Origin of the sequence: Acidovorax sp. ST3, from assembly GCF_003231145.1 — a bacterium.
In the GTDB taxonomy this organism is placed as follows: Bacteria; Pseudomonadota; Gammaproteobacteria; order Burkholderiales; family Burkholderiaceae_C; genus Acidovorax.
The window spans coordinates 1-516 of sequence record NZ_QKVP01000140.1 but is presented as its reverse complement, the minus strand read 5'-3'; the positions used below and the strand labels follow the sequence as shown (position 1 = coordinate 516).

2 protein-coding genes are annotated in these 516 nt (G+C 64.9%); one reads left to right on the top strand and one right to left on the bottom strand.

Annotated features, from left to right (window positions below; translation table 11 throughout):
* Window positions 1-254 (top strand): heparinase II/III family protein (locus DNK89_RS24000; RefSeq protein WP_203422614.1); only part of this gene is annotated, 254 nt, incomplete at its 5' end.
* A gap of 16 nt (window positions 255-270) precedes the next feature.
* On the opposite strand, the gene DNK89_RS23995 is transcribed toward DNK89_RS24000, so the two are convergent.
* The coding region (locus tag DNK89_RS23995) for a DUF2239 family protein (protein WP_238990930.1) at window positions 271-516 on the bottom strand (246 nt) is incomplete at its 5' end.

Genomic DNA, 516 nt, shown 5'->3' with positions numbered 1-516 from the left:
TCCATATCCACCCCGACGCCAGCCTGTTCCGCGACGAGCACGACCGGCTCGTGCTTGCCGCCGAGGGTGGCGACATCTGGGTGTTCACCTCGCCGCAGGTACAGCCCGAGGTCGAGGAATCGATTTTCTTCGCCGGTATCGTCGGGCCGCGTCGCAGCCGGCAGATCGTGCTGCATTTCCACGCATCGACGCAAGCGGAAGTGCATTGGCAGTTCGTGCGCACCGGCACGGCCGGCTTTGCCTCAAGGACCTGATCGCGGCGCTCCGACATCAGGTGTCCGCGTACCCTGCAAGCTTCAGGGCATACGCCCTGATATCGGTCGGCCAGCTTGCGATTTCGCGTGTGAACCCTTCCGGATCGTTGGCAAACAAGGCTCGCGATGCCTCCTCGAAGCCGGGCAGGTTTCCAGCCATGGCCGAGACGAAACGATAGGCGGCCTCCTGTCGGTTGCGCCGGGCGCTTCCATCGCCATCCGCGCGGCGTGCCGTATCGACCAGCCGGCGCAATGTCTGCGA